At 69.1% G+C, this 26,290-nt stretch carries 22 protein-coding genes, 1 pseudogene and 1 riboswitch; of the genes and pseudogenes, 17 read left to right on the top strand and 6 right to left on the bottom strand.

Annotated elements, in window-relative coordinates; all coding sequences use genetic code 11:
• Window positions 1–68: 68 nt before the first annotated feature.
• The gene (locus ACFY9I_RS12080; RefSeq protein WP_391000117.1) at window positions 69–1,496 is read right to left on the bottom strand and encodes an RICIN domain-containing protein; all 1,428 of its coding nucleotides are present in this window, start codon (window positions 1,494–1,496) and stop codon (window positions 69–71) included.
• 404 nt (window positions 1,497–1,900) lie between these two features.
• Between ACFY9I_RS12080 and ACFY9I_RS12085 the strand changes: the two genes are divergently transcribed.
• The 5 genes from ACFY9I_RS12085 (at window position 1,901) to ACFY9I_RS12105 (ending at window position 5,596) form a co-directional block, all read left to right on the top strand.
• Window positions 1,901–2,218, top strand: a complete 318-nt coding sequence (locus ACFY9I_RS12085; protein WP_391000120.1) for a hypothetical protein — start codon at window positions 1,901–1,903, stop codon at window positions 2,216–2,218.
• Between the two features lie 55 nt (window positions 2,219–2,273).
• Window positions 2,274–2,999 (top strand): DUF1524 domain-containing protein, encoded by a 726-nt coding sequence (locus ACFY9I_RS12090; protein WP_391000123.1) that lies wholly within the window; start codon window positions 2,274–2,276, stop codon window positions 2,997–2,999.
• 222 nt (window positions 3,000–3,221) lie between these two features.
• On the top strand, window positions 3,222–4,031 hold the full coding sequence (locus ACFY9I_RS12095; RefSeq protein WP_391000126.1) for an ATP-binding cassette domain-containing protein: 810 nt from the start codon (window positions 3,222–3,224) through the stop codon (window positions 4,029–4,031).
• A complete protein-coding gene (locus ACFY9I_RS12100) occupies window positions 4,028–4,789 on the top strand; it encodes an ABC transporter permease (protein WP_391000129.1) in 762 nt (253 codons plus the stop codon). Before ACFY9I_RS12095 ends, ACFY9I_RS12100 begins: the two co-directional genes overlap by 4 nt.
• A 15-nt stretch (window positions 4,790–4,804) precedes the next feature.
• The gene (locus ACFY9I_RS12105) at window positions 4,805–5,596 is read left to right on the top strand and encodes a MerR family transcriptional regulator (RefSeq protein ID WP_391000132.1); all 792 of its coding nucleotides are present in this window, start codon (window positions 4,805–4,807) and stop codon (window positions 5,594–5,596) included.
• Window positions 5,597–5,651: 55 nt separating this feature from the next.
• Here the strand turns inward: ACFY9I_RS12105 and ACFY9I_RS12110 are convergent, their stop codons facing one another.
• From ACFY9I_RS12110 to ACFY9I_RS12120, 3 genes are all read right to left on the bottom strand, one after another.
• Window positions 5,652–6,251 carry a DUF6262 family protein gene (locus tag ACFY9I_RS12110; protein ID WP_391000135.1) on the bottom strand — a complete coding sequence of 200 codons (600 nt, stop codon included), beginning with the start codon at window positions 6,249–6,251 and terminating at the stop codon, window positions 5,652–5,654.
• Window positions 6,248–8,065: a tyrosine-type recombinase/integrase gene (locus tag ACFY9I_RS12115; RefSeq protein WP_391000137.1), complete on the bottom strand. Its 1,818-nt coding sequence runs from the start codon at window positions 8,063–8,065 to the stop codon at window positions 6,248–6,250. The genes ACFY9I_RS12110 and ACFY9I_RS12115 overlap by 4 nt, the downstream gene beginning before the upstream one ends.
• A 380-nt stretch (window positions 8,066–8,445) precedes the next feature.
• On the bottom strand, window positions 8,446–9,567 hold the full coding sequence (locus ACFY9I_RS12120; protein WP_391000140.1) for a tyrosine-type recombinase/integrase: 1,122 nt from the start codon (window positions 9,565–9,567) through the stop codon (window positions 8,446–8,448).
• 123 nt (window positions 9,568–9,690) lie between these two features.
• On the opposite strand from ACFY9I_RS12120, the pseudogene ACFY9I_RS12125 reads away from it, so the two are divergent.
• Window positions 9,691–10,176, top strand: a pseudogene (locus tag ACFY9I_RS12125) (HNH endonuclease family protein); the annotation flags it as partial.
• A 33-nt stretch (window positions 10,177–10,209) separates the two neighbouring features.
• Here the strand turns inward: ACFY9I_RS12125 and ACFY9I_RS12130 are convergent.
• On the bottom strand, window positions 10,210–10,947 hold the full coding sequence (locus tag ACFY9I_RS12130) for a hypothetical protein (protein WP_391000143.1): 738 nt from the start codon (window positions 10,945–10,947) through the stop codon (window positions 10,210–10,212).
• A gap of 68 nt (window positions 10,948–11,015) precedes the next feature.
• On the bottom strand, window positions 11,016–11,408 hold the full coding sequence (locus ACFY9I_RS12135) for a hypothetical protein (protein WP_391000146.1): 393 nt from the start codon (window positions 11,406–11,408) through the stop codon (window positions 11,016–11,018).
• A gap of 216 nt (window positions 11,409–11,624) precedes the next feature.
• Between ACFY9I_RS12135 and ACFY9I_RS12140 the strand changes: the two genes are divergently transcribed.
• The 11 genes from ACFY9I_RS12140 to ACFY9I_RS12190 all read left to right on the top strand — a co-directional run bounded on the left by ACFY9I_RS12140 (window position 11,625) and on the right by ACFY9I_RS12190 (window position 26,288).
• Window positions 11,625–13,679, top strand: a complete 2,055-nt coding sequence (locus ACFY9I_RS12140; protein ID WP_391000149.1) for an N-6 DNA methylase — start codon at window positions 11,625–11,627, stop codon at window positions 13,677–13,679.
• 258 nt (window positions 13,680–13,937) lie between these two features.
• Window positions 13,938–14,600 carry a hypothetical protein gene (locus ACFY9I_RS12145; RefSeq protein ID WP_391000152.1) on the top strand — a complete coding sequence of 221 codons (663 nt, stop codon included), beginning with the start codon at window positions 13,938–13,940 and terminating at the stop codon, window positions 14,598–14,600.
• Between the two features lie 38 nt (window positions 14,601–14,638).
• A complete protein-coding gene (locus ACFY9I_RS12150) occupies window positions 14,639–16,132 on the top strand; it encodes a protein kinase (protein WP_391000396.1) in 1,494 nt (497 codons plus the stop codon).
• 180 nt (window positions 16,133–16,312) lie between these two features.
• Window positions 16,313–16,981 (top strand): SurA N-terminal domain-containing protein, encoded by a 669-nt coding sequence (locus ACFY9I_RS12155; protein ID WP_391000155.1) that lies wholly within the window; start codon window positions 16,313–16,315, stop codon window positions 16,979–16,981.
• Between the two features lie 104 nt (window positions 16,982–17,085).
• Window positions 17,086–18,102, top strand: coding sequence for a nucleoside triphosphate pyrophosphohydrolase (locus tag ACFY9I_RS12160; protein ID WP_391000157.1), 1,017 nt, complete (start codon window positions 17,086–17,088; stop codon window positions 18,100–18,102).
• An 83-nt stretch (window positions 18,103–18,185) separates the two neighbouring features.
• Window positions 18,186–20,378 carry a hypothetical protein gene (locus ACFY9I_RS12165; RefSeq protein ID WP_391000160.1) on the top strand — a complete coding sequence of 731 codons (2,193 nt, stop codon included), beginning with the start codon at window positions 18,186–18,188 and terminating at the stop codon, window positions 20,376–20,378.
• On the top strand, window positions 20,375–21,703 hold the full coding sequence (locus ACFY9I_RS12170) for a cytochrome P450 (RefSeq protein ID WP_391000162.1): 1,329 nt from the start codon (window positions 20,375–20,377) through the stop codon (window positions 21,701–21,703). Before ACFY9I_RS12165 ends, ACFY9I_RS12170 begins: the two co-directional genes overlap by 4 nt.
• A 128-nt stretch (window positions 21,704–21,831) precedes the next feature.
• Window positions 21,832–22,854, top strand: coding sequence for a transglycosylase family protein (locus tag ACFY9I_RS12175; protein ID WP_391000165.1), 1,023 nt, complete (start codon window positions 21,832–21,834; stop codon window positions 22,852–22,854).
• 182 nt (window positions 22,855–23,036) lie between these two features.
• Window positions 23,037–23,234: riboswitch (cyclic di-AMP (ydaO/yuaA leader) on the top strand.
• Window positions 23,235–23,238: 4 nt separating this feature from the next.
• Window positions 23,239–23,937, top strand: coding sequence for a transglycosylase family protein (locus tag ACFY9I_RS12180; RefSeq protein ID WP_391000167.1), 699 nt, complete (start codon window positions 23,239–23,241; stop codon window positions 23,935–23,937).
• Between the two features lie 438 nt (window positions 23,938–24,375).
• Window positions 24,376–25,656 carry a phosphopyruvate hydratase gene (eno, locus tag ACFY9I_RS12185; RefSeq protein WP_391000170.1) on the top strand — a complete coding sequence of 427 codons (1,281 nt, stop codon included), beginning with the start codon at window positions 24,376–24,378 and terminating at the stop codon, window positions 25,654–25,656.
• A 131-nt stretch (window positions 25,657–25,787) separates the two neighbouring features.
• Window positions 25,788–26,288 carry a septum formation initiator family protein gene (locus ACFY9I_RS12190; protein ID WP_391000172.1) on the top strand — a complete coding sequence of 167 codons (501 nt, stop codon included), beginning with the start codon at window positions 25,788–25,790 and terminating at the stop codon, window positions 26,286–26,288.
• Window positions 26,289–26,290: the final 2 nt, after the last annotated feature.

The following is a 26,290-nucleotide window of genomic DNA, read 5'->3' on the forward strand; positions in this document are numbered from 1 at the left end:
GGTCGGGGCCGCGGCGGGTGGGACACGAGGGCTGCGCGTGATCAGGCTCCGTGTGATCAGCCGTGTGATCAGGCTCCGCGCTTGAACTGCTGGTTGGTGCCGGTGCCGCAGGTCCACTGGATCAGCTTGGCGCCGTCGGCGGTGGAGGCGTCGCTGATGTCGAGGCACTTGCCGCTCAGCCGGGAGACCAGACGGACGTACCCGTCCCCGGCGTCCTGGAGCTGCCACTGCTGGTTGGCGCCGGTGCCGCAGGGCCACTGGATGATCGGGTTGCCGTTGGCGGTGGAGTTGTTGGCCACGTCCACGCACTTGCCGCTGTGCTTGGCCATGAGCTGCACGTATCCGGTGCCCAGGTCCTTGAACCAGTAGGCCTGGTTGGTGCCGCCGTTGCAGGTGTACTGGACGAACTGGGTGCCGTTCTCCACGGACTTGTTCGGCATGTCGAGGCACTTGCCGCTGTGCCGCGCGGCGAGCGCCTCCCACGGCCCGCCGACGCCGTCCACCTTGCCGGCGGCCGTGTCGATGCTGATCTGCGGGAACCAGTCCATGGTCATCGTGGTGGACGTCGGGAACTCCAGGGGCAGCCACACGTACTGGGAGGCGTTCACGTTCTGGTTGAAGGAGTTGCCCCAGCGGTCGCCCATGTACAGGTACTCGGTGCCGCCCGTGCCCTGTACCGGCAGGACGAACGTGGTCTGGGAGCCGTACGCGGTGGAGTCACCGACGTTCTGCAGGCCGCTCCAGGTCCCGGTGATGCTGGTCGCGGTGGAGTACATCTGCTGGTTGGGCCGCCAGCCGGTGGCACCGGAGGTGAGCAGGAAGTACACGCCGTTGCGCTTGAACAGGGCGGGCGCCTCACGCAGTTGGCCCGGCCACAGCAACTGGACCCGGCTCTCGACGGTGAGGTAGTCGGGGCTGAGACGATAGATGTGCAGGTCACGGTTCTCGCGGGCGGCGGAGATCATGTAACCCGTGCCGTCGTCGTCGACGTAGGCGGTGATGTCGCGGGACATGTGGCCGAGCGGCCGGAAGCTGCCCTGCCAGGTGTAGTCGCCGTCGACGGTGTCGGAGACGGCGACGGCGGCGCGGGCCTGGGTGTAGTCGCTGCCGTTCTCCTTGTGCATCCACATCACGAACTTGCCGGTGGCGCTGTTGAAGATGACCTTGGGGCGTTCGATGTTGGCGACGGCCAGCTCCGGGTCCGTGGCCTGGGTCAGGACATGGCGTCGGAACTCCCACGTCTTGAGGTCGGCCGACCGGTAGGCGGAGACGTACCGGAAGGTGTTGTCCTCGTTCCGGTTCTCGCCGAACCAGTAGTAGAACGAGCCGACCTTGATCACGCCACCACCGTGGGCGTGCACGACCGCGCCCGTGGTGTCCGTGAACTGGGTGGCGTTGGGGATGGTGACACCAGCCGCGTGCGCGGTGCCCGTGAGAAGGGTTTGCGGGAGTAGACCTATCAGCACGGCAAGCACGAAGAGCCAAACACGACGCATCGGGGATTCCATTCACGACAGGACAGCACGAGTTCAACCAAAAGATGGCTGAAACTAACGGTGCAGCACATAAGAATGCTTGCGGTGGAGGCGTGTCAAGAGTGTGAACGTGTTTGAATGCCGCCTTCGTCGCAACGCTTGCGCCAGTGGGGATGCAAGCCTCTCTGAACTGCTGGAATGACCGCGCTAGTTGCGCGTGCGGCATGCCGAACGACTGATGGGGCAGGAGGGCTGCATGTTCGTTTGCGTTGACTTGCAGGCGAACATGTGCCCCTGCTCTCCTGGCCGAGAGTATCCGTACGGCCGCTCGACGGTGGCTACGGTGTCGTGCGGGGGAGACGGGGAACCCCACGCAGGACCGCGTGAGTGCGGGGAACGTACGGGACTTGAAGAAGGGGTGTCGCGTGGTGCGTTGGAGGGGTGGGGTCGCCACCGTCGCTCTGGTGCTCGTCGCCGTGAGCGGTTGCGAGCTGGACACACAGGGGCAGGGATCGTCCGGACCGCAGGAGAACCCCGGCGGGGGCGGCGCCGCGATGGCCGCCGCCGAGGCGCTGACCGTCAAGGGGCGGGCGCCCAGGAGCAACTACGACCGCGGCGAGTTCGGCAGCCCCTGGGCCGACACGGACTCCAACAGCTGCGACACCCGCGTTATCTCTATCGTTCGCCGGATGACTGAGGTGTTTGCGCAGCTTACGCGGGGAGTGGTGAGCTGTGCTTACTGAGAGGGACGTGAGGCACAGGGCTGTTGGGAACGCTCGCTTCTTCCGTCCGGCGACGATGTTGGCAGCTGCCGTGCTGCTCGTCTCGGGATGCGAGGGTCTCGGCGACGACAGTTCCTCGACGGGGGCAGGACCCACTGCAGCGCACGGACGGGCGGTCAGTCCGCTCAAGAATCCAGAGGGTACGAAACCGGGACTCGCACCCGTGACGACGGACGCGGACAAGGCAGCGGCCCGAAAGCTCATCGAGGAGTTGTCCACGAAGGGGCGGGGTCCCAAGACGGGCTACGCCCGCGACAAGTTCGGGTACGCCTGGATGGACACTGCCGACGGGGTGCCGTTGGCCAGGAACGGGTGTGACACGCGAAACGATCTCATTCATCGTGATGGCCAGAACCTTCGCTTCCGAGCTGGCTCCGACTGTGTGGTCATCGCGATGACGCTGCACGACCCGTACACCGGGACGACCATCGAGTGGCGCAAGCAGAAGGCCGCCGAGGTTCAGATAGACCACGTGGTGCCGTTGTCCTACAGCTGGCAGATGGGCGCCTCGCGCTGGCAGGAGGCCAAGCGCAAGCAACTCGCGAACGACGTGCTCAATCTGATCCCGGTCGAAGGTCGGGCCAACTCGGCCAAGGGCGACTCCGGCCCCGCCTCCTGGCTCCCGCCGAACAAGCCGATCCGCTGCGCCTACGCGGTCCGTTTTGCCCAGGTCGCCATCAAGTACGAGATGCCGGTGACGGCTGCGGACAAACAGATGATGCTGCGGCAGTGCGGCGGTTGAGAGGGCGGCTGTGACCGTCTTCCGGGTGCCCGCGCTGGTCGTGGACGGCATCTGAGGAGTAGATCCTTTGTCAGCGGTTGGCTTCGGGTTCGTCAGAACAAGCAGGAGACGGATGCCGCCGTCGGAGCCGGCTTGACCTTGACGCTGGGTCAACCCCCCATCCTTCCGGCAGGGGTGTCCACGCAGACGCGTGGAACAGCTCCGCAAAGGAGGCAGATGACCATGACGGCCCAAACGATCGCCGGTCCGGCGATGCGCGTGCGAGGTCTGGAGAAGTCGTACGGGAAGCTCGAAGTGCTGCGCGGTGTGGACTTCGACGTGGCGTCGGGCAGCATCTTCGCCCTGCTCGGCTCCAACGGGGCGGGCAAGACCACGACCGTGAGGATCCTCGCCACGCTCCTGAAGGCCGACGCGGGGACGGCGAGCGTCAACGGCTTCGACGTCGCCACGCAAGCGGCGGACGTGCGGGAGTCCATCAGTCTCACCGGGCAGTTCGCGGCCGTCGATGAAATCCTCAGCGGTCGGGAGAACCTCGCCCTCGTGGCCAGGCTGCGCCACCTCAAGGACCCGGGCGCGATTGCGGGTAACCTGCTGAGGCGCTTTTCGCTGAGCGAGGCGGGCGCGCGGCGAGTGTCGACTTATTCGGGTGGGATGCGCCGTCGGCTGGACATCGCGATGAGTCTCATCGGGAATTCCCCGGTGATTTTCCTGGACGAGCCGACGGCCGGACTCGACCCCGAGGCGCGCATCGAGGTGTGGGATGCGGTCAAGGAGCTCGCCGGCCACGGAACGACGGTGCTGCTCACCACACAATATCTGGACGAGGCCGAGCAGCTGGCCGACCGGATCGCGATCCTCCACCAGGGGCGGATCATCGTGAACGGCACCCTTGCGGAGCTCAAGCAGCTCTTCCCGCCCGCCAAGGTCGAGTATGTCGAGAAGCAGCCGACTCTGGAGGAGATCTTCCTTTCGGTCATCGGCGGCGGCGACAAGAGCGACGCCACCGGCATGACAACTGGGGGACAACGATGACCGCGTACTTCTTCAGCGACACTGCCGCGCTCACGGGGCGGACCCTGCGCCATGTCACACGCAGCATGGACACCATCATCACGACCGCCATCACGCCGGTCGCCATGATGCTGATGTTCGTCTACGTGTTCGGCGGCGCCATTGATACCGGGTCGGTTTCGTACGTGAACTACATGCTGCCCGGCATCCTGCTCATGACCATCGCATCGGGCATCTCCTACACGGCGTACCGGCTGTTCACCGATGTGAAGAGCGGGATCTTCGAGCGATTCCAGTCCATGCCGATCGCGCGGTCGGGTGTGCTGTGGGCCCATGTCGTCACCTCTCTGGTCGCCAACCTGATCGCGCTCGTGCTCGTCATGGGCGTCGCTCTGCTCATGGGCTTCCGCTCGGGGGCAGGAGTGTCGGCATGGCTCGCGGTCGCCGGCATCTTGCTCTTGTTCACCCTGGCGCTGACCTGGCTCGCCGTGATCCCCGGGCTCTCCGCGTCGTCGGTCGAGGGAGCGGGCGCGTTCGCCTACCCGCTCATCTTCCTGCCGTTCGTCAGCTCGGCGTTCGTGCCCACAAAGACGATGCCCGGCCCGGTGCGCTGGTTCGCCGAGAACCAGCCGGTGACGTCGATCGTCAACACGATCCGCGGCCTGTTCGCCCAGCGGCCTGTCGGCGACGACATCTGGACCGCCCTCGCCTGGTGCGTCGGCATCCTCGTCGTGGCGTACGTCTTCGCGATGGCCGCCTATCGCCGGAAGATCGCCTGAGGCAGTCTGAGACTCATGCTCACCATCAGCCAGCTTGCGGCGTACGCCGGGGTGACGGTACGGGCGGTCCGCCATTACCACAAGGTCGGGCTGCTGCCCGAGCCCGAGCGCGACCGGTCCGGGTACCGGATCTACGATGCCGCCGCGGTCGTGCGACTGATCCGGATCCGCACTCTGGCTGATGCAGGCGTGCCGCTGGCCAGGGTGCAGGAACTCCTCGACGCCGACCCGGAGGAGTTCGCCGGCGGTGTCCAGGAGATCGACAAGGATCTGCGCGCCGAGATCCGGCGGCTGCAGGGCACCCGCAGCCGGCTCGCCCGGCTCGCCGCCGGAGAACACCTGGCGCTTCCGCAGAGCGTCGTGGGCTACCTCGACCGGCTGCGCGGTCTCGGCGTCGGGGAGCGGTATATCGAGCTGGAGCGGGATGCCTGGATCATGATCGCCGCGCAGGTGCCGGACCTGATCGACTCCGTGATCGCCAAGAAGCACGAGGAACTGGACGACCCCGACATGGTGAGGCTCTACAGCTTCTTCACCGGGGAGCCCGACTGGCGGGCCGGCGATCCACGGATCGTCGAGGTCGCCGACATCCTGGAGCGCCTGATGATTCGCGCTGTGGAGGCCGGCGACGTGGGGGCCGATGGCTTCGACGATCAGTTCGTCGCCCTGATGGACTCATCCATGCTGGAGTCCGCACCGGGCGCCGAACTGGTGCTGGCGATTCTGAAGGAGCGTGGCTGGAGGGGCTGGACCCGCATCGAGCGAGTGCCTGCCGACAGGCTCAACACTGAGCCGCCGTCATCTTGACGGTAAAGCAGGCACCATGCCAGACCCCTGGCCAGCTATTTCAGATGGTGCATGTTCACCGCGGGGGCACCGATCGCATGGCGCGTCGGAGCCCGGCTCTGGCGGCGACGAGTTCATCCTCGGCTTCCTGTAGTCGCCCTTTCAGAGCGTTCAACTGATCCCGAGCTGCGCATAGTTGGCTTCTCAGATCGGCGTTCTCGCGTTCCAGTTGCTGAACGCGCTCCACCAGGCGGTTGCGGTCGACCTCTTCGATCTCGGCTCCCAGCGACAGGCGGACGCGCTCTCGGAGCCGGTCCCGTTCCCGCTTGAGGTCCTTGATCTCCTCTCGTGCCAGAGCAAGCTCCGTCTGCAACGCAGCAGGTGATGCAGGCTGCGTGCCTGGTGCTGAACGCCCTCGCAGGCCCTGCTCGCGCTGGGTGGTCATACCGGCCCGGACGGCGTCGTGCACCTTGGGCTGGTTGTAAATGAACCAGGTAGACACCGATGCCTCGCGGGCGACCTGGGCGACGCTGATCCGGCGCCCGGAGCTGAGCAGGTCGCTCACCGCTTCCAGCGCGCGTGCCGTCTTGGCTTCGCTGTCACGGGTACGACTGGCGTGCAAGCGCTCGATACGCGCGTCCCGACCGTTGCCGCCTGCCGACGGCAACGGCTTCACTCTGGGCTCCGCGTGTGCAGCGCCTGGATGGGGAAGAACGCTGCGGCGGAGCGTGCCTTGCGTAGTTCGCGTGAGGCCGACTCGACTGCAGCCCGTTCCTCCGGCGGCATCTCTTCGAGTTTCCGACGCATCTCGTCGGCCGACTTCGCGTACGCGCGAATCTGGTCGTCGAGATTGCGTACGACCCAGTCGGCGGCATCCATGGCCAGGGCGGACTCCTTGTCGGCCCGCAGGTCCGCGATCTGCTGTTCCAGGGCCGGGAGGTAGGAGGGGTCGGGTCGGTAGAAGTCGCAGCCGGCGCACTGGAAGCGGATGCGGCAGTGTCCGCCGCCGGCCTTGACGTTGCTCGGTTCGGTGCAGCCCCCATAGGGGACCGCGACGCTCTCGACCTCGTAAGCAAGGGCGTCCTCGAAGCCGTGCGGAGCGCCATGTCGGTCGACGGCGAGTCTCGCCACCGTCTTGACCGCCTCCTGTTTCCTGGTCAGGGAGACCTTGTAGTAGCCCATGGTGACGTCCAGGGACCGGTGGTCCATGAGCTCCCGGAGGACGTCCGGACGGGTTCCGGCGTCAGCATGACGCTGGGCGTACGCGTGGCGGAATCCGTACGGGACGATTTGCGTGCGGTCGTAAGCGAGCGGTTCGCCGTTGTCGTCCAGGCGGTCGTCCACAAGATCCGGGATCAGCTCGTCCACCCAGTCGCGGAAGATCCTGTTGCAGAATTGCGAGGTGGTCAAATGACCGCGACGTGGACGATTGCGCTGACCCGGCGAGGGGAAAAGCCACTGCTCGCAGGCGGGTACAGCTGGCAGCCGGTCGAGTTCTTTCTGCCATGCCTCGATGGCCTGGGCCGTGCTCTCGGCGATGGGGAGCCTACGTCCGTGACGGCGGCGCTTGTGGTTGTCGTAGAGGAGGGTGGGCTTGCCGTCGACCCGCTCAAGGCACTCGCGGCGCAGGCTGGTCACCTCGCCGGGGCGGCGGCCGGTGTCACGGAGGACCGTATAGACCACCTGGTACATCCGCGCGAAGCCGGCGGATGACCAACCGCCGCTCTCGTACGACGTCGAGGTGCCCAATAGAGCGATATGCGCATCGAGTTGGGCGATGACGCGCTCCGGTACGGCCCGGCCGATGTCGTCCTCGGACACCTCGACGGCGGCGATGGTGTGGAAGCGGGGGTTCAACGCGAACCCCCCGGGCACGTGGTCCATCATCCCGGCCTGGCGGGCGAACTCAAGGAACGCGCGCCAGTAACGCAGTAGCGTCCGGCGGTGACTGGTTGAGTAGTCGTGCCCGTCCTCGGGACGCTTGATGATGCGGAACATGTCCACCACGGCATTCATGTCCGCCATCGACAGCCGCTCCGGGGCCTCACCGTCCGCGCGGTTCGCCAGGGCGGACGAGGCGATGCTCGCTGCGTACACCGTCTGGCGCAGGTCCAGAACGCAGGGCCGGACGGTACGGCCGTACTCCTTCACCAACTCCCGCAGCCACTGCTGACGCACGGGCCGGAAGTCGATGCCACCGTGGACGGCGATGTACTTCCTGCCGCGCCCGGCGGTCAGCCCGACCAGCGCACACTCCCAGACATCACCAACGGTCGGGTCGACGCCCTCGAACTCGACGCGAGCGCGCCGGACATGGAGCAGCACACCGTTCAGCACTCCGGCGGCAGCGGCCGGGAGCCCGGAGGCGAAGTCTTCGCCCAGCTCCAGCAGCGACCCGAGTCCCGAGGGGAGCCCAGCCACGATACGGCGGACTTGCTGGGGAACCAGGCTGATCCCGGCCGCGTCACGCTGCTGGAGTCCGTACAGCATTTCGCGGCACACGGTTGGCGATACCCCTGACAGAGAGAACTGGGACACTCCGGGCGACGCTCCATCCGAGACGTTGGGCCTGCGGCGGGACACCACGGGGACATACGTCGCGTCGAAGTCAGCCGGGTTGCCCCGGAGAAGCCGGGCCTTGCGACAGGCGTCACAGCGGGCCCCGTTGCCCGCGACGTGAGTGGAGCAGGCGGCAATGAGGCAGCTGAACACCTTGGTGGCAGGATTGTTCGGGTCCGCCGTGAACAGCGCTCTGCCCTGGTCCCACTCTCCTGTCCGCCAACCAGGAGCGAGGCGCCCGGAGAGCCAGTCCGACCACTCGGGCTCACTGCGGCCGGATGGTACGGCGACGGCGAGGCTGGCGGCATGCGTCATCGGGCGGCCTCCGGCGCGAGACGGTCGACGGCGGCCCGGAGGTCCTCGTCATGGGCGTGCACATAGACGGCGGTGCTCGCCGACGATGCGTGTCCCAGCAGGGTTTGCACCACATCTGGTGCGACTCCGCTACGAATCCACTGGGTCGCCGCCGTGTGCCGCATCATGTGCGGGCGTGCACGGAGACCGCAGCGCTTCCCGATCCGTTCGATGACCTGTTTGGCGTTGGAATACGTCACCGGACGACCCACGGCGCCGCCTACGAGGTTGACGAACACGTAGTCGCAGTCGGCGGCTTCGGCGATCTCCTCTCGTTCGGCGAGGTGATCGCGGTAACGATGGACTGCCGTCTGCGTCAGCGGGACCATTCGGTGACGGCCGGCCTTCGCGCGTGCGCCGTTCTCGTTGTCCTGACGAGGCCGGACGTGCAGGTGAGCGCCGCGAATTCGGCAGCCGAGATGCGTGGAGTCAGGCAGCAGATGCATGTCTTCCCGCCGCAGCCCAAGAGCTTCACCGATCCGCAGACCGCCTTCGACGAGCACGGTCAGGAGCAGCCGGTCGCGAGCTGTGCGAGCCGCCTCAAGTACCTGAGCGACTTGGGGAGTCGTGAGCGTCGCCGGCGCCTTCTCGATCTCAGGTGCCTTCAGAACACGAGCCTTGATCATGAGATGTTGGCCACCCTCGCCCGGATCGAAGCCACTGGGCGGCGAGGTGAGGAAGCGAGGCTCGCTCAGCCGTGCGGCGACCTCATGGGCCACATGCCCCTGAACGGCGCAGAATCGGAGGAACTCGCATACGGGGGTGAGGACCGCGTTGACGGTCTTCCCTGTTGGCAGCTGCCCCTGCCTGGTCGGTGTCTGCTCGACGTGGAACTTGAATCGGGTGACGTCGCTCAGTCCTGCGGTCTTCCAGTCCGTGCCGCGACCCGTGCACCAGTTGAGGAAGCGGCCGATCCGAGGAATGTAGGCGCGCTGGGTCTGCGGTGAGCGTCCGGCGCCCCGCAGGTAGAGCGAGAACTCCCGAGCCTCGGGGTGAGGCCGGTATGTCTCCTCGTCGACGAGTAACCAGGTGACCTCTCCCGTGGTGGGCGAGACGGCCTTCTCCGTACGTAACACCATTGATCCCTCTCCTGTCTGAGCATGTCGCTCATGTGCCTCTTGATGTGACTGATAACGGCGAGGCACAACGGCAGGACACGGCTGTCACTCACGTGAATCGCAGAAAACAGGGAGATGGAGATAACCCGCGACGACATACTCAAACGCGACCTGGAGGACGTGGAGTTCCGGGACGGCGACTGCATAGTGGCCTCCGGCGTGCTCGACCCCGACCCGTACACCGGTGAGGACGTGCCGTACGTACGAGGGCGCAGCAAGATCGACGTGGACCACATCGTGGCCCTGTCCGACGCATGGCAGAAGGGCGCCCAGCAGTGGGACGACAGCAAGCGCATAGCGCTGGCCAACGACCCGCTCAACCTTCTCGCGGTGGATTCAGGCACCAACCGGGGCAAGGGTGACGGTGACACGGCCACCTGGCTCCCGCCCAACAAGGCGTACCGTTGCACGTATGTGGCCGCCCAGGTCGCCGTGAAGACGAAGTACGGCCTGTGGGTCACCTCGGCCGAACAGTCCGCCATGAAGCGTGTCCTGAGCACCTGCCCCGGCCAGAAGCTTCCCTCGGGCGGCAGTCCCACCAAGGCGCCGGCCCGCTTCCACGCCGACTGAGTCGGGGTCCGGGAGGCGGGCCGGCGGGCCGGGTCAGCCGAAGTCCTCGTCCAGGTCGATGACCTTGCCCTTGGGGGCCTTGGCCGGGACCGGCTTGTCGTAGTCGGTGAAGGTGAGGTCGCCGGGCTCGTCGCCGGACTTGCTGACGACCCGCAGGAGGTACGGCTTGCCCTCGGTTGCCACGTACAGGGTGTAGCGGTCCTTGCCGTCCCGCTCCTGGAGGGTGATCGCGGGGGCGCCGTCGGTCTCGGTGGTCTTGCCGCGCTTGGCGTCCGAGTTCACGTCCTCGAAGTCGGCGAGCACCGTGTCGAGGTCGCAGAAGCCCGCGATGTCCTTGGAGTCCTCGGCGGTCGCGGACGTCTTGGTCCACTTGTCGGCGAGCCACTCGACGGCCATGTCGGCCTCCTCCTTGGAGGCGTCCTTCGACTGGGCACGCAGGAACGCCTCGTCGTACTTCATGTAGATGGTGTCGCCGACCTTGATCAGTTCGGCCTCACCCTCGCCGTTCATGCTCAGCGTGCCGGCGCAGTCGCCCTTCTTGTTCATGGCCATGTCCATCTGGACCGTGCCGCCGGCGGAGTCGTCCTGGATCTCCCCCTTCATCCGGAGCGAGTCGGCGTCCGACGTGGCCTTCACGGCCTTGTCGGCGATCTCACCCCCGGACAGTCCGGGGAACGGGCCGTCGGCCTTGTCCTCGCCGGGCAGGCAGCCGGTGAGCGAGAAGGTGGCCGTGGCGGCGATGCAGAGAGCGGCGAGTGCGGTGCGACGCATGGGAGTTCCCCCTGGGAATCGGTGAGTTGCGTGAGCGGTGTCGTCGTGCGGGCCGATGAGCGGTGGCCTCAGTACGTGCGGGTGTCGAGTTCCTCGCCGACGGAGTCGTAGACCGTGACGCGGCCTCGATCGCCGCGCTTCCAGTCGGCGAAAGCGGCGAAGGCGGCGGAGATGAGCCGGGCGGGGCCGGTGCCGCCGCCGGACGGTCCGCCGGTGAAGTCCGTGCGGACGTCGGTGGAGTCCGTGGCGCCCGCCGGTGGGGCGGGCGTGTGAACGCTGGTGACGTGGGAGACCGCAGCCTGCTCGGCGGCGGTGCCGTGGGTGTTCACAAAGGCCTTGAAGCAGTCGGCTGAACTGCCGCCGTTCCCGACGGTGCCGGTGTTCCCGGTGTTCGCCGAGACCACACCGATGACGAGGAGTCCGACCGCCGCGTTCCTTGCGATCTGGGACTTCATGCCCATGGCCGTGTTCCTCCCCGGTGTGTGACGGTGCGGTCGAGCCGACGTGTGACCATCCGTTTCGGGTCGCCCGCCGTTCGCTGAGTCAATGAGACCAGAGCTTGTGAACCGAGTCAACATGGTTCACATGTCCATGCGTGTTCACGCTGTGTATGGGTAGATCTTGCGTGCGTCGGTATGCTCGACGCCACAGACCAAGGGATGAGGGGAGCCGGGCGCGTGCAGGCGAACGGGACAGAGGTCACCGCCGCGGACATCGCGCGGCTCGCCGGCGTGGGCCGCGCCGCCGTCAGCAACTGGCGCCGCCGGCACGCCGACTTCCCCAAACCGGTCGGCGGCACCGAGACCAGCCCGGCCTTCGCCCTCGGCGAGGTCGAGGACTGGCTGCGCGCTCAGGGCAAACTCGCCGAAGTACCCCTCAGGGAACGGGTCTGGCAACAGGTCACCGGCCACCCCGACGGCCCCGTCACGGCCCTGGTGCACGTCGGCTGCGCCCTGCTGTACCTCCACGACCGGCCGCTGGCCTGGCTGGAGTTGAGCAGGTGCACCGACGACGAGCGGCTGGCCCGGATGCTGCCCGAGCCGCTCGCGGACGTCCTCGCCCCACGCTTCGGCCCGGGCCCAGGCCTCGCGCCCGCCGGGCCCCACCCGACGCCCGCCGAGCCCCACCCGACGCCCGCCGAGCTCCTGCCGTCCGTCCCGTTGCTGCGGGGCGCCACCGAACTGGCCGCCGACCTGGGCGCACGCCAGACCTTCGAGTTCCTGCTCGCCCGGCACCTCGACGCCAACCCGCGCCAGTACACGCTCACTCCGGGCGAACTGGCCGAGCTGATGGCCGAACTCGCCGGGCCCGCCCGCTCGGTGCTCGACCCGGCCTGCGGCACCGGCGCCCTTCTGCGTGCCGTCGCCGCCCGCCCCGGCCAGGAGCTCTACGGTCAGGACAACGCCCCCGCACTGGCCGCCCTGACCGCGCTCCGCCTCGCCCTCCGCTCCGAGAGCACCATCCGCACCGCCCCCGGGGACAGCCTCCGCGCGGACGCCTTCGCGCACCTGAGGGCCGAAGCGGTGCTGTGCCACCCGCCGTTCAACGAGCGCAACTGGGGGCACGACGAACTCGCCTACGACCCGCGCTGGGAGTACGGATTCCCGGCCCGTACGGAATCCGAACTCGCCTGGGTGCAGCACGCCCTGGCCCGCCTGGAGGACGGCGGAACAGCCGTCCTGCTGATGCCGCCGGCCGCCGCGAGCCGCCGCTCCGGGCGTCGAATCCGCGCCGACCTGCTGCGTCGGGGCGCACTGCGCGCCGTGATCGCCCTGCCGGTGGGCGCGGCACCCCCGTACAACATCCCGCTGCACCTGTGGGTGCTGCGCCGGCCCGGTAAGACGCCCGCGCCGCCCGAGCTGCTGCTGGTGGACACCGGGCGGCTGGTCGCGGAAGGGCGGAGCGGCTTCGACTGGACGGCGGTGCGCACCGCCGTGCTCGACGCCTGGCGGCCCTTCGGCCGGGCGGGCGAGTCGCCGGAGCGGCCGGGGCTCAGCCGATCGGTGCCGGTCATCGAACTGCTCGACGACGACGTCGACCTGGCCCCCGCCCGGCATCTGCCGCCCCCGGCGGCGGGCGGCGGCGCCGAGGAGCTGACCGCCGTACGCGAACGCCTCGGGCAGACCCTCCGTCTGACCGCCGACCTCACGCCCCCGCTCGCGGAGGAGGCGCAGCCCGCGCGTTGGCCGCTCACCACGGTCGGCGAACTCGGACGCGGCGGAGCACTGACGCTGCGCACCGGCGGAAGCGGCCCCCACGCGCGCGTGCTCACCGACCACGACGTCCTGGCCGGCACAGCGCCCTCGGGGACCCTGCCGGAGAGCAGCGAGGAACCCGTGCTCGTGGAGCCGGGCGACGTCGTCGTCCCCGTCCTCGGCGGCGGCGGTGTCGCCCGGGTGATCGACGAGGAGACCGCCGGCGCCGCCCTCGGCCGCAACCTCACCCTGCTGCGCCCCGATCCGGCCGCGCTCGACGCCTGGTTCGTCGCCGGCTTCCTGCGCTCCACCGCCAACAGCCGCCAGGCCAGCAGTTACGCCTCCACCGCGAGCCGCCTGGACGTGCGCCGCCTCCAACTGCCCCGGCTCCCACTGGAGCAACAGCGCCGCTACGGCGAACGGTTCCGTGCCCTCGCCGCCTTCGAGGACGCCCTCCGCCAGGCCGGCCGCCTCGGTGAACGGCTCGTACGGGGCATGTACGACGGCCTGACGGACGGTACGGTCGCCCCGGACTGAACCGGGGGAACCGTGCTGCCTGCCTGCCTGCCTGCCTGCCTGCCTGCCTGCCTGCCTGCCTGTCCGCCCGTCCGCCCGTCCGTACGGCGAACTCCCCCTTGACGATCGCCTACCGGACGGAACCACTCCGCGTCGGGCGGCGTGACCAGCACTGCGGTACTACAACGGTTGTCCACAACCTGGACCTCATGTCGTGACCGACCTATACCCTCGGAACGACATCGCTCGTCCGCTCTCACCAGGCCCTCAGGAGCAGCCATGCACGGCCACGGCTACGCGCCGACACCGCCCCCCGGCCCCGACCAAGGGGGCAAGGTCACCCTCCGTGTGATCTTCGTGGTGGTCGCGGTCATGAGCTGTGGTCTTCTCGCCTGGGCGTGCCTGCTGCGGCTCGCCTCGGTGACCCGCAGGACCCTCGACTGGTGGCTGTTCGCCCTCGCGGTCGTCCACATCGTCGTGACGCTCTATCTCATCGGCACCGACCCGGGCGAGGACGAGTTCACCACCTGGAGGGGCGATGTCGGCATGTCGCTCCTGCTCGGCGGCCTGATGGCGATAGTCGCTTACTACCTCGCCGCGGACATACGTCACTACAGCCGCTTCCGTACGGCCCCGCCGTCGCCGTACGCCCAGACCACGGCGTACTCGCACCAGTCCGGATACAACGCCCAGCAATCCGGCTACAACGCCCAGCAGTCCGGGCACAACGCCCAGCAGTCCGGATACAGCTACCCGCCGGTCCAGGTCCCGCAGCCCTACGCCCCTGCCCCGCCGGTCCCGCAGCCGCCCGTGCAGCAGCCTCCGTCGCAGCCCCAGCCGACCCCGGAGCCGCAGCGCCCCGGGCCCGCCCGCATCGACCAGGTGCGCGCCGAGCTCGACGAGCTCAGTGACTATCTCCGCAACCACGAAGGAGACAGGTGACCCCCGGGAGCGGACGCCTGATCACCGGCCGCTACGAGCTGTCCACGCTCATCGGGCAGGGCGGCATGGGCCAGGTGTGGACGGCGTACGACCAGCGTCTCGACCGGCGTGTGGCGGTGAAGCTGCTGCGTCCGGACAAGGTCGCGGGCCACGAGGCCGACGAGCTGCGCCGCCGCTTCGTGCGCGAGTGCCGGGTCACGGCCCAGGTCGACCACCCCGGTCTGGTCACGGTCCATGACGCGGGCAGCGAGGGCGAGGAGCTGTTCCTCGTCATGCAGTACGTCGACGGGGCCGACCTCGCCGACCACCTCGCCGAGCACGACCCCTACCCGTGGCAGTGGACGGTGTCGGTCGCCGCGCAGCTGTGCGCCGTACTGTCCGCGGTGCACGCGGTGCCGATCATCCACCGCGACCTCAAGCCGCGGAACGTGATGGTCAAGCAGGACGGCACGGTCACCGTCCTCGACCTCGGCGTCGCCTCCGTCATGGACACCGACACCACCCGCCTGACCCACACCGGCTCACCCATCGGCAGCCCCGCCTACATGGCCCCGGAACAGGCCATGGGCGGCGCGGTCGGCCCGTACACCGACCTGTACGCCCTCGGTGTGCTGATGCACGAACTGCTCAGCGGGAACGTCCCGTTCACCGGCTCCACGGCCCTCGGTGTCCTCCACCGCCACCTCTACGAACCGCCGGCCCCCGTACGCCGTACGCGCCCCGAGGTGCCCGAGACACTGGAGGCCCTGGTCCTGCGCCTGCTCTCCAAGGACCCGCAGCACCGCCCGTCCTCCGCACAGGAGACGTACGAACAGCTCCTCCCGCTGCTCCCCGCGCGCGGCATGCCCACCGGCTCCCCGCTCGACCCCACCCGTCCCTTCCTGCGCCCGCACGCCCCCTGGCCGGACCGTGCCCGCATCCCCGCGCCCCAGCCCACCGCCGCGCCCGCCCCCGCGCCCGTGGTTGACAAGCCCGATGTGGCGGGCGCCGTCGACGAGGTCAAGCGGCTCCTCGGCGAAGGCCGCATCACCCAGGCCGTCGACATCCTCGGCCAGATCCTCCCGGCCGCCGCCGCCCAGCACGGGGAGCACTCACCCGTCGTCCGCACCCTGCGCAAGCAGTACGCGGCCACCCTCATGGACGACGGCCAGTACCGCCGCGCCCTGCCCGAACTGCGCCGCCTCGCCGACGAGCGCGCCGCCGAGGCCGGTCAGGCGGACCCCCAGGCCCTGCGCTTCCGCTACGAGTCCGCCCAGTGCCTGGAACAGCTCGGCGAACCGGCCGCGGCCCTCGCCGAGTACCGCTCCCTGCTGCCGTACTTCGAAAACCAGTACGTGAGCGGCGACCCCGAGCTCTCCCTCGACGTCCGCCGCCGCATAGGCCAGCTCCTCCTCGCCCTCGGCGACCGCGGCGCCGCCCACGAGACCCTGGGCCGTCTGCTGCTCGACGTGGAACGGCTGCGGGGGCCGGGCCACCCGCTGGCGGGCGAGGTCCGGCGCACCCTGCAGTGGCTGGGGCAGGTGCGGGGCTGAGGGAAGTCGCCCACCCCGACGGGCACCGGGCAGCCGGGCACGAGGCCCCGGGCGGCAAGGCGGTGCCCGAAGTCGACGTGAATCGTTGGTCGAATGGCTGGCCGAGAGCAGGGCCACTGCCTACCATCGATCACCGGCAAGACTTTGTGCATCGCCGCACAATCTCCTCGGGAGGCCCACTTGCACCGCCGCCGTCGCACCGCGCTTCTCCTCTCCGCCGCGATCGCCGCCGCGTCCCCGCTCCTCACCGCCTGCGGGAGCGACGCGCATCCCGGCGCGGCGGCCGTCGTCGGCGGCGACCGGATCACGGTCTCGCAACTGGAGAACCGGGTGAACGAGGTACGCGCCGCCCAGCGCGCGATCAGCCACGACCAAGCCCAGTACCAGCAGGCCGTCGCCCAGACCAGCGCCCTCACCCGCAACACGCTGAACGGCATGGTCCTGGAGAAGGTCCTCGACCAGGCCCTGGAGGACGCCGGTGTGACGGTCACCCGCAAGGAGGTCCAGAAGTACCGTTCCGACCTGGAGGCGGACACCGGTGGCGCGGCGGCTCTCGAGCAGGCCTATCTGCAGCGCTACAGCGTCGCCCCCGAGCAGCTCGAAGAGAGCCTCCGCAGCGACATCGAGGTCCAGAAACTCTCCGCCGCCCTCGGCGCCGACCTGAACACCCCCCAGGGCGGCACCGTCTTCTGGAAGGCCCTCGCCGAGGCCTCCGAGAAACTCGACGTCGACCTCAACCCCCGCTACGGAAGCTGGGGCGTCGACCCGAACGGCCGGGTGGGCCTCGTAGAGGCCAAGACACCGTGGCTGCGACAGGTCACGAGGACGACGACACCCGAGCCGGCGTAGCGACCACGGACCAGCGCCGACGCGCCCCCTGTCCGGGCCGGACACCCCCTCACGGCCTGTGGATAACTTCGGGGGTCGTCGGCGGTGTGGGTTACGTTCGTGATGTGAACGCCAACCGCCCCCACGGCGCCCCCGACACCCCGGCCACGGCCTCCGCCACCGAGTCCGCCCCCGGCCGGGTCGTCCTGCTCACCACCAGCCACCGTGTCGCGCCCGGCCTGCTCTCCTGGCCCGCCTGGCAGGCGCTGCACGGGGCGGACCGCGTCCTGTGCGCGGACGGGGCGCACCCCCAGCTCCCCTACCTCCGCGAGGCGGGCATCACGGTCGAGCAGGCGACCCCGACGGCCGAGGAACTGGTCGACGCCTGCGCCGGCGACCGCACCGTGGTCGTCGTGGCGACCGCCGAGGGCGAACCCCGCCTCACCGACGGCCTGGCCCGCCTCGCCGGCTCCGGCCGCGTCCCCATGCCGTCCCTTGAGCTCCTCCCCGCCTCCTACGACCTCCCCGGCGCCCGCCTCCTCGACCTCGTCCAGGTCATGGACCGGATCCGCGCCGAATGCCCCTGGTCCTCCCAGCAGACCCACAAGGGCCTCGCCAAGTACGGCATCGAAGAGGCGTACGAGCTGGTGGAAGCCATCGAGGAGGGCGACCGCGACGAACTCCGCGAGGAACTGGGCGACGTCCTCCTCCAGGTCGTCTTCCACGCCCGCATCGCCGAGGACGACCCGGACACCCCCTTCTCCATCGACGACGTGGCCGCCGGCATCGTCACCAAACTCATCCACCGCCACCCCCACGTCTTCGGCGACGCGACCGCCACGACGCCGGAAGAGGTCAAGCAGCACTGGCTGCGCACCAAGGCCGTGGAGAAGCGCCGCGAGTCGGTGACGGACGGCATACCCCTCGGCCAGCCCGGCCTCGCCCTCGCCGCCAAGCTCTCCTCACGGGTACGGACGGCAGGCCTGGACGTCCCCCTCCCCAAGGGCGAGGGCCCCGGATACGAACTCCTGGCGCTGGCGGTGCGGGCGGAGGCCGCCGGCGTCGATCCGGAGGCGGCCCTCAGGGCTGCCGCGCGGACCTACAGGGACGCGGTGCGGGCTGCCGAGGGACTGGACGCTTAGTACGGTTGACCTCACGGCTGGTTGCGACGCGGGGGGCTTGTGTGGACCGGGAGCTGGAGGAGCTGGCACGGGTACTTCAGAACATGCCGAGAGCGAAGCGGCAGTGGCTGCTCGCCATGGTGGACCTGCCCTTTGTGGACGTGGACACGGTGTCCACGGTCGAGCTGCACGAGTGGTTGAAGAAGCAGCGGAGAAAGCACCCCGGCCGGTACTCCCGACTCCTCGACCAGGTGGAGAACACACGCCACGGGCAGACCCTCACGGTCAACACGATCTCCGGCGGGATCAACCACGCCCCTGTCATCCAGGCAGGCAGCGTCCATTTTTCGACCGGCGACCGGATCGCCGGGGACCACATCGACTTCCGCGACGCGACCTTCCACGACCAGGTAGTCGGCGTACAGCACAACCACTACGGCAACACCCCCGGCCCGACCGGGTGGCGGCCCGTCGGCGAGGTGGAGCCCCTGGAGTTCGGTGTACGCCCGACCCGGCACATACCCGGGCTGCCCGCCGTGCCGCCGTACGTCCCACGCGACCGCGAGGAGGAGCTGCGCGTCAAGCTCGCGCACAGCGGCCTGGTGCTGATCCTGGGGATGCCGTACGCGGGCAAGTCGTACATCGCGTGGCACGCGGTGCGGTCGCTGGAGGGCCGCCTGTACGCTCCGCACCCCGGCGAGGACCTGCGCGAACTGCTCGCCGTGCTGAAGAACGAGCCTGGCGACTACGTCATCTGGCTGGACGAGTTGGCCGATCACCTCGGCGAAGGGGGCCTGGACCAGCGGCTGTTGGGCCGGCTCACCGGTCTCGGCGTGGTCGTCCTCGGCACGATGAGCCCGGACGAGTACTACCGACGCCGTTCCGGAACCTCCCCCGGTGACCGCGTCGTCGCCATGGCCCGCACCGTGGAGCTGCCGCGCGAATGGAGCGAGGCCGAACTGGAACGGCTGGCGGCGTACGAGGACGATCCGCGCGCGTACGCGGCGTACCTGTGGAGCGGCAAGGAGGGCGCGGCATCCTACTTCGCGATCGGCCACCTGCTGTTCGACGAGTGGCAGCGCGAGGGCACCCGGGTGGAGCGACCGCGAGGGCAGCTGCTGGTCAGGGCAGCCGTGGATCTGACGCGATGCGGCGTGAGGGGAGCGGTACCGGTCGAACTGCTCAGGGAGGTCCAGGAGCGGTACGGCACGGTGGAACGGGAGTCCTTCGAGGACGCGCTCGACTGGGCGACGACACCGATGTTCGGGGTCTCGGGGCTGCTCGTGGCGGGCGAACGGGCCGGCACCTGGCGGGCGTACGGGGCGCTGGTCGCGGAGGCGCTGAGTGCGCAGGACCTGGAACCCGTGCCGGACGAGGTGTGGTGGCTGCTGCTGGACGAGGCCGAGGCCGGTGCGCCGATCGAGCGTGGAGCCGTACTGGACGCGGCCCGGGCGGCGCTGCATGCCCGTGTCGAGGCGGGAGAAGCGCCCTTGATCTTCGCTTTGGCCGAGCGCACAGGAGGTGACGAGCGGCAGGAACTGCTGCGCAGGGCGGCGGACGCGGGACACCCACAGGCGGCCGAGGAGTGGGCGGAGCACCTGCTGCACACCGGGGACGAAGCGGGGGCACTGAGGTATCTGGAAGCTGCGGCGGAGAGCGGAAGTGTCAGCGCCGCGCGCGAGGCGGGACGGGTGTACCGGGAGCGCGCCAAACGGTGGCTGCGCAAGGCCGCCGTGACCGGTGACAGTGATGCCGCGCACCAACTGGGTGACCTGCTGTTCGGAAGCGGCGACGACGACGAGGCGTGGAATCTCTACCTGACCGCGACCATTTTCGGCAACGCCCAGGCCGCCCTGAGCATGGGCAGGTGGCACCTCATGTGGAACGAGGGTGAGGTGGCCCAGGTCTGGCTGCGACGCGCGGAGGACGCGGGCAGCCGGACGGCGGCGGAATTGCTGCAGCACGCGCAGAACCCGCCCCAGACGTTGGCGGAAGCCGAAGAGCACTTCGAGGACACCGAGGGCTACCCCTTGGACTGCGCCCACTACGGCCTCGTACTCGAGAAGGAGGGGCGGCTCACGGAAGCGTGCGCGCAGTACGTGGAGGGCTACGAAGCCGGCGACTCCTATGCCGCCTATCGCCTTGCCGTGCTGTTGCTCAAACAGGGCAAGTCCGACGAGGCCAGGGACTGGTGCCGCAAGGCCGCCGACATGGGTTACCCGCGTGCGCTGACGGCACTCCGTGCAATGACGGCACTCGACGGGACCTCGGACACTCCGGCTACCGTCGGGGAGTGACCAACCAGCCCCACCCCCACCCCGCGGCGCCCCCCGACCTCTTCACCTGGGAGTTCGCCACCAACCCCTACCCGGCGTACGCCTGGCTCCGCGACCACGCCCCCGTGCACCGCACGAAACTCCCCAGTGGTGTGGAGGCCTGGCTGGTCACCCGCTATGCCGACGCCAAGCAGGCCCTCGCCGACGCGCGCCTGTCCAAGAACCCGGCGCATCACGACGAGCCCGCGCACGCGAAGGGCAAGACCGGCATCCCCGGTGAGCGCAAGGCCGAGCTGATGACGCACCTGCTGAACATCGATCCGCCGGACCACACCAGACTCCGCCGCCTCGTCTCCAAGGCGTTCACACCTCGCCGGGTCGCCGAGTTCGCCCCCCGTGTCCAAGAACTCACCGACCACCTCATCGACCGGTTCGCGGACAAGGGCGAAGCCGACCTCATCCACGAGTTCGCCTTCCCCCTCCCCATCTACGCGATCTGCGACCTGCTCGGCGTCCCCCGGGAGGACCAGGACGACTTCCGGGACTGGGCGGGGATGATGATCCGGCACGGCGGCGGCCCACGCGGCGGTGTCGCACGGTCGGTGAAGAAGATGCGCGGCTACCTCGCCGACCTGATCCACCGCAAGCGCGAGGCGCTCCCCGAGACCCCCACCCCCGGCGAGGACCTCATCTCCGCGCTCATCCGCGCCTCCGACCACGGAGAGCACCTCACCGAGAACGAGGCCGCGGCGATGGCGTTCATCCTGCTGTTCGCCGGGTTCGAGACGACCGTCAACCTCATCGGCAACGGCATGTACGCCCTCCTCACCCACCCCGAGCAACGAGAACGCCTGCAGAGCTCCCTCGCTGCCGGCGAGTCCGCGCTGCTCGAAACCGGCGTCGAGGAACTCCTCCGCTACGACGGCCCTGTCGAGCTCGCCACCTGGCGCTTCGCCACCCGACCCCTCACGATCGGCGGCCAGGACATCGCCCCCGGCGACCCCGTCCTCGTCGTCCTCGCCGCGGCCGATCGTGACCCGGCCCGCTTCCACGACCCCGACACCCTCGACCTCTCCCGCCGGGACAACCAGCACCTCGGCTACGGCCACGGCATCCACTACTGCCTCGGCGCCCCCCTGGCCCGCCTCGAAGCCCACACCGCCCTCTCCACCCTCCTCACCCGCCTCCCGGACCTCCGACTCGCGGTGGATCCGGCTGATGTGCGATGGCGGGGTGGGCTCATCATGCGTGGGTTGCGCACGCTTCCGGTGGATTTCACGGCGGGTGGGCAACCCGTAGCACTACCCCGCTCCGCGCCGGAAGATGACGCACCCTCAAGTCTGTGATCTTCACGTGATCTGTACTGCATTGACTTGTGACAACTGATCGACTCCCGATACGTTCACACGTCAGTGCGAAGGGCTGACGCCACACCCTTCGCACAGGTCACTGCTGTCGTGTGAAAGGCAACCGCATGCTCTCCGGGACCGGTCGTCACCGTCGCCCCCGTCAGGCTCCGGCCCTCCTCGTCGCGGCCGGAGTGACCGGCTCGGCCATCGCGATCCCCTTCCTCGGTGCCACCGGCGCGAGTGCGGCCGACGGGACCACCTGGGACCAGGTGGCGGAGTGCGAGAGCGGCGGCTCCTGGAGCGCGGACACCGGTAACGGTCGCTACGGCGGCCTGCAGTTGACCCAGGAGAACTGGGAGAAGTACGGCGGCCTCGCCTACGCCACCAGCGCCGACCAGGCCAGCCGTTCGCAGCAGATAGCGGTGGCCGAAAAGGTGCTCGCCGACCAGGGCGTCGGCGTCTGGTCCACCTGCGGAGTGCTCCACAACCTCGCCGGCGACTCAGGCTCAGCCGACGTGGACACGGGCCTCACGGGCGACTCGCCGGACTCCGGCGAGTCTTCGAGTTCGACTCCTTCATCCCCTTCGAGTCGCTCGCCTGAGAGATCCGATTCATCCACTTCTTCCGGTTCTTCTGGTTCATCAGGTTCGTCAGACTCCACCAAGTTGGCTGATTCCGGCGATTCATCCGGTTCCACCGATACGACCGACCAGTCCGACCGCTCCAGCTCTCCCGGCTCCTCCGGGTCGACCGACTCGGGAGAATTGTCCGAATCGTCCCCCGGTGTCATCGAGGATTCCACCAAGGCCGCCGGTGAGGGCGGCAGCGGTACCGGCCGTCACCGTGGTGCCACTGCCGACGAGGGTGACGGCACGGGCGCGGACGCGGACGCCGCCGACGGATCGCCTACCGATTCCTCGGCCTCCGGCCGTCACGCCTCCCGGAGCGGCGACGCGGCGCGCGAGGTCGTGGACGGCTCGTACACCGTCCGCACGGGCGACAGTCTGACGGGCATCGCGAACTCGCTCGGGGTGGACGGCGGGTGGCGGGAGCTGTACGCCGAGAACGAGAGCACGGTCGGAACCGACCCGGACCTCATCCTTCCCGGTCAGACCCTCGAAGTCGGTGCCGAAACGGGCGAAAAGTAGCGCGAGTTCAGATCGGGTTTAGCCCGCTAATGCCCGATTTGATCTCGGTGGGAGATGAATCACAGACCCCCTGATCGTCTTTGAAATTCGGCGAATCTCGTGATTACGGTCGTGACCGCTCGCCACAGCGGGCACCTGCGGTCGGTACGCCGAATCCTGCCAACGGCCGCAAGGAACAGTCGTCGCGTCAAGCGCCGTAGGCAGGAGCGGGGGACCCAAGGTAAGTGCCGGGTCCGGCGGTCGAGCCCTTCGGGGCGCACCACCGGCACCGGCTCGGGGTGAAGCCGCGTGACGCGAGCCGAAAGGCGAGCGGGCGCGGCCGGGCAACTCAACCGGCCCGAACCCGACAGCTCACCTCGCAGGCGTCGGTGAGGGGATCACTTCATGCTGTTTTCCAGCACTGGCAAGCACCGCCGCCCGTCCAAGGCCGCTCGCGCCATCGCCGTCGCCGGTGTCACCGGCGCCGCCGCCATCGCCGCCCCGCTGATGGCCGCCGGCAGCGCCTCCGCCGCCACCGCCTCCGAGTGGGACGCCGTCGCCCAGTGCGAGTCCGGCGGGAACTGGTCCATCAACACCGGCAACGGCTACTACGGCGGTCTGCAGTTCGCGGCCTCCACCTGGGCCGGGTACGGCGGTACGAAGTACGCCTCCACCGCCGACCAGGCCAGCAAGGCGCAGCAGATCGAGATCGCCGAGAAGGTCCTCGCGAGCCAGGGCAAGGGTGCCTGGCCGGTCTGCGGCAAGGGCCTGTCCGGCGCCTCGTACGACGGTGCCCCGGCCTCCTCGTCGAACTCGGGCTCGAACTCCGGCTCCTCGCAGGAGAGCGCCCAGGAGGGCACTCAGAAGAGCACCCAGGAGACCCGTGCCTCCCGCTCCTCCGAGCGCGCCACCGTCGAGACCCCGACCGGCAAGAAGGTCAAGAAGGGCGACGGCGAGTACAAGGTCGCTAGCGGTGACACCCTCAGCGCCATCGCCGAGAAGGAGAACGTCGAGGGCGGCTGGGAGAAGCTCTACGAGCTGAACAAGGACATCATCGACGATGCCGACTTCATCTTCCCGGGCCAGCAGCTCCACCTGAGCTGACCCCCGACCCCGGGCCGCAACGGCCACCGGGCGTCAGGCACCACCGGCCCTCCTTCACGGCCGCCCCAACGGCCGGGCCGGTGAGGCGGGTTCAGCCGGGCCGGGAAAACAGGCCGCTCCCCGGCTGAACCACAGCCCCCTCACGGCCGTGTCCTCCATAGTGAAGACCCCGTGAGGGCCGTCCCCCCGTCCCTACGGGCTCCCCGCTCCGGTGCGCATTCCCCCGTACGCACCGGAGCGGGGTTTTTCGTTGCTCGCGCCCCCTTCTCCAGCTTCTCCTGCTTCCTTCTTGTCCACCCCCCCTTTGTTCCGGCCGGGAACAATGGATACGGTCTGTCTGTCCACGGGACGGTCGGTCGGCTGCCGACAGGCCCGGGGCGGTTAGGCTCTAGTCGCAAACAGCGTCACATCGCGTCACATCCCAAGAAGGAGATGCTCGTGCCGTCCATCGACGTCGTCGTAGCCCGGGAAATCCTGGACTCCCGAGGCAACCCCACGGTCGAGGTCGAGGTCGGCCTCGACGACGGCAGCACGGGTCGTGCCGCCGTTCCGTCCGGCGCCTCCACGGGTGCCTTCGAGGCCATCGAGCTCCGTGACGGTGACCCCAACCGCTACCTGGGCAAGGGCGTGGAGAAGGCCGTCCTCGCGGTCATCGAGCAGATCGGCCCGGAGCTCGTCGGCTACGACGCCACCGAGCAGCGCCTGATCGACCAGGCGATGTTCGACCTGGACGCCACCGACAACAAGGGCTCCCTCGGCGCCAACGCCATCCTCGGCGTCTCCCTCGCCGTCGCCCACGCCGCCTCCGAGGCCAGCGACCTCCCGCTCTTCCGCTACCTGGGCGGCCCCAACGCGCACCTCCTGCCGGTGCCGATGATGAACATCCTGAACGGCGGCTCGCACGCCGACTCCAACGTGGACATCCAGGAGTTCATGATCGCCCCGATCGGCGCGGAGTCCTTCTCCGAGGCCCTGCGCTGGGGCGCCGAGGTCTACCACACCCTCAAGAAGGTGCTGAAGCGCAAGGGCCTGAACACCGGCCTCGGCGACGAGGGCGGCTTCGCCCCGAACCTGGACTCCAACCGCGCCGCACTCGACCTCATCCTGGAGGCCGTCAAGGAGGCCGGTTACACCCCCGGCGAGCAGATCGCCCTGGCGCTCGACGTCGCCGCCTCCGAGTTCTACAAGGACGGCGTGTACGTCTTCGAGGGCAAGGAGCGCTCGGCCGCCGAGATGACGGACTACTACGCCGAGCTCGTCGACGCGTACCCGCTCGTCTCCATCGAGGACCCGCTGTTCGAGGACGACTGGGACGGCTGGAAGACCATCACCGAGCGCCTCGGCGACAAGGTCCAGATCGTCGGCGACGACCTGTTCGTCACCAACCCCGAGCGGCTGGCCCGCGGTATCGAGGAAGGCGCCGCCAACGCGCTGCTGGTGAAGGTGAACCAGATCGGTTCCCTCACCGAGACCCTGGACGCCGTCGAGCTGGCCCAGCGCAGCGGCTTCAAGTGCATGATGTCCCACCGCTCCGGCGAGACCGAGGACGTCACCATCGCCGACCTCGCCGTCGCCGTGAACTGCGGTCAGATCAAGACCGGCGCCCCGGCCCGCTCGGACCGCGTCGCCAAGTACAACCAGCTGCTGCGCATCGAGGAGATCCTCGACGACGCCGCGGTGTACGCCGGCCGCAGCGCTTTCCCGCGCTTCAAGGGCTGAGCCGTCGGCTGACCCGTTGAGGGCCAAGCCCGAGCCAGTCGTACGTACGTCCCCGTACCGGTCCCGTACCGTGTGCGGGGACGTACGCACATGCGCGCAGGAGAAGGCAGAAGCGGAAGGGGACGCGGGACATGGCCGTGAAGGACCGGGACCGGGACCGTTTCTCCACCGCGACCAGGCTGAAGCTGCTCGGCGAGCAGACGGCGGCCCGGGTCTACCGCTCCCAGACCAAGCGGCAGGCGCGCCGTTCCCGGCTGACCGGCCGGGCCGCGCTCCTCGCCCTCGTCCTCTGCTCGCTGATCGTGGCGCTCGCCTATCCCATGAGGCAGTACGTCTCGCAGCGCGCCGAGATCGCGGACACGCAGCGGCAGCGCGAGGAGGCGCGCCGGCGGGTCGAGGAGCTGCGCGACCTCAAGGCACGCTGGCAGGACGACGCGTACGCCGAGCAGCGCATCCGGGAGCGGCTGCACTATGTGATGCCGGGCGAGACCGGTTACACGATGATCGACCCGGACGCGGCGAAGCAGTCCCGTACGACGCAGGGCGCGGCCGACCGCCCCTGGTACACCAACGTCTGGGACGGGGTCGACAAGGCCGACGCCGCCGCCCCGGCCGTCGCCGCCGGCCAGTGAAC

Source organism: Streptomyces sp. NPDC012510 (genome assembly GCF_042955065.1).
Taxonomy (GTDB): Bacteria; Actinomycetota; Actinomycetes; order Streptomycetales; family Streptomycetaceae; genus Streptomyces.

Bases quoted from the DNA above. Each gene is read 5' to 3' on its own strand.
- ACFY9I_RS12120 (WP_391000140.1), bottom strand. From the start codon at position 9,567: ATGGTGTTACGTACGGAGAAGGCCGTCTCGCCCACCACGGGAGAGGTC.
- ACFY9I_RS12080 (WP_391000117.1), bottom strand. From the start codon at position 1,496: ATGCGTCGTGTTTGGCTCTTCGTGCTTGCCGTGCTGATAGGTCTACTC.
- ACFY9I_RS12090 (WP_391000123.1), top strand. From the start codon at position 2,274: ATGTTGGCAGCTGCCGTGCTGCTCGTCTCGGGATGCGAGGGTCTCGGC.
- ACFY9I_RS12180 (WP_391000167.1), top strand. From the start codon at position 23,239: ATGCTGTTTTCCAGCACTGGCAAGCACCGCCGCCCGTCCAAGGCCGCT.
- ACFY9I_RS12095 (WP_391000126.1), top strand. From the start codon at position 3,222: ATGACGGCCCAAACGATCGCCGGTCCGGCGATGCGCGTGCGAGGTCTG.
- ACFY9I_RS12190 (WP_391000172.1), top strand. From the start codon at position 25,788: ATGGCCGTGAAGGACCGGGACCGGGACCGTTTCTCCACCGCGACCAGG.
- ACFY9I_RS12175 (WP_391000165.1), top strand. From the start codon at position 21,832: ATGCTCTCCGGGACCGGTCGTCACCGTCGCCCCCGTCAGGCTCCGGCC.
- ACFY9I_RS12100 (WP_391000129.1), top strand. From the start codon at position 4,028: ATGACCGCGTACTTCTTCAGCGACACTGCCGCGCTCACGGGGCGGACC.
- ACFY9I_RS12115 (WP_391000137.1), bottom strand. From the start codon at position 8,065: ATGCTGTACGGACTCCAGCAGCGTGACGCGGCCGGGATCAGCCTGGTT.
- ACFY9I_RS12130 (WP_391000143.1), bottom strand. From the start codon at position 10,947: ATGCGTCGCACCGCACTCGCCGCTCTCTGCATCGCCGCCACGGCCACC.
- ACFY9I_RS12105 (WP_391000132.1), top strand. From the start codon at position 4,805: ATGCTCACCATCAGCCAGCTTGCGGCGTACGCCGGGGTGACGGTACGG.
- ACFY9I_RS12165 (WP_391000160.1), top strand. From the start codon at position 18,186: ATGCCGAGAGCGAAGCGGCAGTGGCTGCTCGCCATGGTGGACCTGCCC.
- ACFY9I_RS12145 (WP_391000152.1), top strand. From the start codon at position 13,938: ATGCACGGCCACGGCTACGCGCCGACACCGCCCCCCGGCCCCGACCAA.
- ACFY9I_RS12135 (WP_391000146.1), bottom strand. From the start codon at position 11,408: ATGGGCATGAAGTCCCAGATCGCAAGGAACGCGGCGGTCGGACTCCTC.